This is a genomic window from Sphingomonas sp. 3P27F8, assembly GCF_005502745.1.
Taxonomy (GTDB): domain Bacteria; phylum Pseudomonadota; class Alphaproteobacteria; order Sphingomonadales; family Sphingomonadaceae; genus Sphingomonas.
Genome location: NZ_SCNL01000036.1, coordinates 1 through 4,908, shown reverse-complemented (window position 1 = coordinate 4,908; position 4,908 = coordinate 1). Strand labels below are relative to the sequence as shown.

The following is a 4,908-nucleotide window of genomic DNA, read 5'->3' as shown; positions in this document are numbered from 1 at the left end:
AACCATCTCGATAATTCGCGTCGCCATAATGCCGCACCGGTGCCTGCCACAGTGCCGCACCTGTGGCTTGCGCATCACCTCGTCAGCAAGGCGGGGAACACCGGACGCTTACGCACCAGCCGGTCGGCAATGGCGGGCAGCTGTGAACGCCCCCGCTCCCGGCCGCTGCGGTTGCGCAACGCGCCGATGCGGCCATCGTGTGCTTCCAGATTGTTCATCCAACGGATGATGGACCGACCCGATGCCGATCGAGCGCCAGCCGCCGCTGAAGTGCGTGCAAAATCCTCAAGGACCTGCGCGTTGCGTGGCAGGCGATTGATGAGAGCGGCACGCGCAAGCTCGTATTTCCAGACTGCCCTTGGCTCTGCGGCCAGCACCGCCGCGCGGTCGAGTCCCAGATAGCGCCCCCGCCATTCCGAGAGGGTCGCGGCCGAGGCACTCGTATCCATGAGCTGGCCATCGGCAAACTGCTGCAAAACCCACTGAACCGTGGGCCGGACGTGAACGCCAGGAGCAGCCTCCACCAGGAACTCGTCTGTCGTCCCATCCACGACAAAACGCAGGACGAAGTCGTCTACCGCCTCCACGAACACGATCCGCGTCGACTTGTATAAGAGGACCGTTCCCGCGGGGATGGGCAACGCGTTCGGCATCTAGCTGGACGGTGACTTAAAACGGTTGAGCAGGGCGCGCAGCGCGTAGGCACGCGCGGGCCGTGGAAGAGTCACGGAAGTGTCCCTGCGGGGCTTCGCGCGTAAATCGAAGGCCACGATGCGCTTCAACATCATGGCATAGAGCTTGTCGACAGCGTGCGAACGCCGACCTCCGATCGCAGCAACGACGTCATCAAACAGTCCGTACCCGCCTGCCGCTGAAACAGACGCGCGAACTGCTGCAACCTCTTCAGAGCGGAAGGTGGTCAATCTTGCGTCGATAGCGATCTCATGCGCCTCGCGCATGGAGTCGTCCCGCCGGAAATCCTCACCGCAAATGTGTAGCATCGGCCCCAGCCCGACCGCAGCGAACGCCACGTCGATACGATCGAGGGGGCGGCGGATCCCCGGGGAGGCAAACCAATCCCGATTGGACTTGATCTCGCCGACGCGCACTGAGTTGTCATCGTACTCCATGATGACGTCAGGATACTTGTGGACCAGCTTACCATCGCCGCGCCGGAAGGTCAGGTCCAGAGGCTGGAACTGGAAGTCCAGGAAGCGCGGGTTCATCTCGAGGTGGTCGGCCACCGCCGGCTCGTTCGGCCCTTCCATGTACTGAAGCCGACGCGGTTTCTCGTAAAACGCCGCGCTCGTGCCGTACTCCTTATCATAGGTCATTCCGGTACGGACCATGCCGAGGTCGTTCGCCGCCCGGATAGCCACTAGGGTCCAGGATGCAGGATCCTTGGCGGCATCACCTTCCGCAACCATGCGATGCCGACGCGGCACTGGCATTGCCCGGTTTCGCACAGGGCGTCCTGACGGATACCACTGCGTAAGGGCCAGTGGCATCGGGTGTGCCGTCTGCGCCGCTGACAAGGCGAAGTTCATGACGCCGCGATCGCCCGGGTATCCGACCCGCAACGTGAGCCAATTTGGTAGTCCAACGTAGCCATGATGTCCCTTCACGAAACGCAGTCAGAGCTTCAGACGCTCAGCGCCCTCGCAACTCCACCCTAACCAGCTCGAGAAAACCGGTCAATGACCTGTTTTGTGTCGTTTCCGATATTGACCGGTCGTTGATCGGTCTATAACGGTGGCACATGACTGTTTACGACCTGTACCTTGTCGGCGAGAGACACCCTCTGACTGTCGCGGCACCCGTATCGAGTCTCTCCGAGCTTGATGCCGACCTGCGATCTACTCACCGCTATCAATTCAAGCTGGTCGGTGCGTACGAATGCGGCACTGAGCCGGACTGCCTGATCACCACCAGCTGCATCCGGATGCTCATCGAGCACGTCAGCTAGCCGAATACCTGGGGGCCTAACGTTATGATCTTCACCTACACCCAGTTCAAACCGGCTCGTTTGTTCGAGATCACTGGGATGACTCCCGACCTCCAACAGCTTTGGCGCAGGCGCGGACAACTTCCGTGGGGGAACGGAAAACCGCGGCCGATCACCGCGATCGAGGCCGCCGAGATTTTTCTACGCTATCAGCTCTCGCAAGTCGGGGTTCCCCCCAGCGAAAGCGCCGAGATCGGTCAGGTCAACGCGCCCATCGTCCTTTGGTACGCTCTGCTGGAAGTCGACGGCGCATGTGCGGTGAGAGGGCCCCTTAATCGTGTCGATGAGTTCCTCGAAGAATTTCGAATGACCCACAAGGTAGCAACTGATCTGACAGGCATTCATCAGGACACGAGCTACAGATTTCTTTACCGTTTCAACGGTGAGCAGGAGTTCACTGCGAGTTTTGCGCTGCCTGAGATAGGCCCACATTCACCATTCGCCACGCTTAACGTCATAGACCTGCACGGTATTGGTAGTTTGCTAGCTAGTAGAGCGGAAAGCCCCCTGATTCTAGTAGAAATTGCAGATTCGACAGTCCCGCGATCGGAATGGGTCACAAAGTTTACCGGGCCGCGGACATAAATAGGAAGTACCTTATGATCACCCGCTTTCAGACAAAGCAGACTGAATTTACGCAGCGCGACGTTATTAAGGTTGCCGGGTCCATTAGTTCGGGACAGTTCGACTACTTCGATCTTTACCACCAGCTGGGTATTGCTACCAGTCCGCACACCGACGTTCAGGCCGCGTTGGGGGTCATGCTCTTTGCCGAGTGTGCCAAATTTGGGGTCCCTATCGCAGCTGCGATGAAGGTCGCCATCGAAGTGATCCAGGAGGGTGTCGTCCACCTCGCGAGCGAAGCCGGGTCCTGGCACGTCAACGGTTCGGAAGATCAGGCAACTGAGTTCCGTACCATGCTCAACGACGGGACGCCTTACAATCGTAAGGCTCGCGCTCAGGACATGCTGAATATCCCTGCCCGTACGCTCAAGCAGTTCTTGATCCACCTCAGCGATGGCTTTGTTTGCACCTCGAATGATCTCGGAGACGTGTTCCGCGACGGTGTTTACTCTGGCGGCGCGGTGGTGAATGTCCTTGGATTGGCGGAGCGACTGCGGTCATTCCGGCAGGGTGCGCTATTCACCGCCGTCTTTTAGACACGGTATAATCCCCGCATCAGCTCGCACCCGGAGCAAGCGAAAATTCTGCAAAAAGTGCTCCCGACATGACTGGGTCGAGCGCATTGGCGCGAGCAAGTGCCCATTTCGCCCAGGCGGCGACAGACGCTGAATCCGTTTCGGCAACCCGATCGGTCACGCGCCCTACCAATGCTCGGATATCCTCGGCCTCCCTTAGCGAGGCAGCTAGTTCGTTGAGCCGTTTTGCTCTTGCCGCTTCCCTCGCAGCACGGGCTGCCTCCAGCCTTTCAGCCTCCCACCGCGCGCATTGATCGAGCCACTGCTGCTGTTCACGCAGCCCGCGGCGGAAGGCCGCCTCGCCCGCCGTCACAAGCTCGGCCACTATGTCGGGGAGCTTTTGCTCAAGCGTACCGATAGCATCGTCGCTGAAGCTGGCGAATGCTGCCCGCTTATGTCCCTCGTCTACCGTAAGCGTAATCGGCGTCCGCGCTGGCACGGTATCGGCAACTCGCGCGATCCCGCCACGCAGCTCTGTTGCCACCCGCTTGGCTGGGCGCAGCGTAAGGCTCACCCAGCTGTCGCCTACCCGCACACTGCCGTTCAAGGCGCCATCGCGATCATTGAGGCTACCCCGCCCACCATGAGGCATCACACCGAAAAACAACGCGTTCAGCAGACGCAATTGCCGCAACCAATACGGTGTTCCGAACAGCTTACCCTCTAGCTGAGACCACTCGTTACGGCGAAGCGTCCGTTGCTCGTCTCGCTTTAAGATCGCTGCGACCTCAGGATGAACGTTGCTGCCTAAGCGGGGAACCGCGACGCGATTGATTTTTGACCTGACCTGGGCGCGTAACTCATCGAGGTTTTCGGGCACAAAGCGCGAAGCGAACGGCCCATCCACGGGAAAGCCACCGCGATCGACGAGGATTCCTTTGAAGCGAGCATCGAGCTGAACACGTCCGTTTTCGCCGGGCCGCCGCTCCTCGGCTTTGGGCGGATCAGGCAGGAGGCGGCCAGCGTGCATTCGGTTCCAGTGTCCCTGCGGCGGCAGCGGCACGTCGAACCCGCGCAGGATTTTGCGGAGACCTACATCCGACAGCCCGACCTTGGCGGCGAGGTCACGCATCGGCGCCGACCAAGCGAAGGCGATCAAGTCGTCGGGAAGAACGTCAAGCGTGTTGGGCAAGGGGTCAACTCTCGTGCGCCGAATGAAGTAGCGTCGGGCTGGATTGCCCTCACCCCATCCCCGCCACGCGGTCAGGATGAGCAAGCACGATCGGAACGCCGCGCTGCCGGTTTAGTTCGGTTGGGAACTCGAGGAACAGGAACAATCCGGCCGCACGACAACATCGACGTGCATTCGCTGCCGCCCGTCAGCCGTATTCGTTCTTGCTCTCATCGCTGCGTTTCAGGCTTCGGCAGCGAAAGCGTGCCTCCAGTCGGCTGCGAGTATCCAGCCGCCGTCCGGAGTGGCGATGTACCAGTCGTTCCACCCATTCCTACTCGTGGACGTGACCGCCCTCGAAGCTGATGAGAACGAAGAGTGCTTGCCGTCGACGCCATCGATGACCAGCGCACCACCGATGACGCTGCCCGTGTAGTCCTTGCCCATATACGTGAAGCGGCAACTCACTCCGTCAGGCGGGTGTCCGCCGTCAGCACCAATGGCACAGATTTGAGGTTGTGATTTAAGGAGGATCTGGGCTTCGTCGTAGTGACGAAGGAACGAAGATGAAGCCCAGATCCTCCAATGTAAAA

Annotated in this window: 6 protein-coding genes and 1 pseudogene; 3 read left to right on the top strand and 4 right to left on the bottom strand. The window is 60.0% G+C overall.

Annotated features, from left to right (window positions below):
• Positions 1-74: 74 nt before the first annotated feature.
• The gene (locus FFS35_RS19765; RefSeq protein WP_212742246.1) at positions 75-587 is read right to left on the bottom strand and encodes a hypothetical protein; all 513 of its coding nucleotides are present in this window, start codon (positions 585-587) and stop codon (positions 75-77) included.
• Positions 588-653: 66 nt separating this feature from the next.
• The gene (locus FFS35_RS19760) at positions 654-1,547 is read right to left on the bottom strand and encodes a hypothetical protein (protein WP_137788469.1); all 894 of its coding nucleotides are present in this window, start codon (positions 1,545-1,547) and stop codon (positions 654-656) included.
• Positions 1,548-1,759: 212 nt separating this feature from the next.
• On the opposite strand from FFS35_RS19760, the gene FFS35_RS19755 reads away from it, so the two are divergent.
• Genes FFS35_RS19755 through FFS35_RS19745 form a run of 3 tightly spaced genes read left to right on the top strand, consistent with a single transcriptional unit; the run spans position 1,760 to position 3,165 of the window.
• A complete protein-coding gene (locus FFS35_RS19755) occupies positions 1,760-1,966 on the top strand; it encodes a hypothetical protein (protein ID WP_137788468.1) in 207 nt (68 codons plus the stop codon).
• Between the two features lie 24 nt (positions 1,967-1,990).
• On the top strand, positions 1,991-2,590 hold the full coding sequence (locus tag FFS35_RS19750) for a hypothetical protein (RefSeq protein ID WP_137788467.1): 600 nt from the start codon (positions 1,991-1,993) through the stop codon (positions 2,588-2,590).
• 14 nt (positions 2,591-2,604) lie between these two features.
• A complete protein-coding gene (locus FFS35_RS19745; RefSeq protein WP_137788466.1) occupies positions 2,605-3,165 on the top strand; it encodes a hypothetical protein in 561 nt (186 codons plus the stop codon).
• A 19-nt stretch (positions 3,166-3,184) separates the two neighbouring features.
• Here the strand turns inward: FFS35_RS19745 and FFS35_RS19740 are convergent, their stop codons facing one another.
• Together FFS35_RS19740 and FFS35_RS20215 are read right to left on the bottom strand one after the other, a co-directional pair.
• Positions 3,185-4,336, bottom strand: coding sequence for a hypothetical protein (locus FFS35_RS19740; protein ID WP_137788465.1), 1,152 nt, complete (start codon positions 4,334-4,336; stop codon positions 3,185-3,187).
• 222 nt (positions 4,337-4,558) lie between these two features.
• Positions 4,559-4,908, bottom strand: a pseudogene (locus tag FFS35_RS20215) (hypothetical protein); the annotation flags it as partial.

Excerpts from the sequence above, each read along its gene's own strand:
- FFS35_RS19760 (WP_137788469.1), bottom strand. The coding sequence starts at position 1,547 with ATGAACTTCGCCTTGTCAGCGGCGCAGACGGCACACCCGATGCCACTG.
- FFS35_RS19755 (WP_137788468.1), top strand. The coding sequence starts at position 1,760 with ATGACTGTTTACGACCTGTACCTTGTCGGCGAGAGACACCCTCTGACT.
- FFS35_RS19750 (WP_137788467.1), top strand. The coding sequence starts at position 1,991 with ATGATCTTCACCTACACCCAGTTCAAACCGGCTCGTTTGTTCGAGATC.
- FFS35_RS19745 (WP_137788466.1), top strand. The coding sequence starts at position 2,605 with ATGATCACCCGCTTTCAGACAAAGCAGACTGAATTTACGCAGCGCGAC.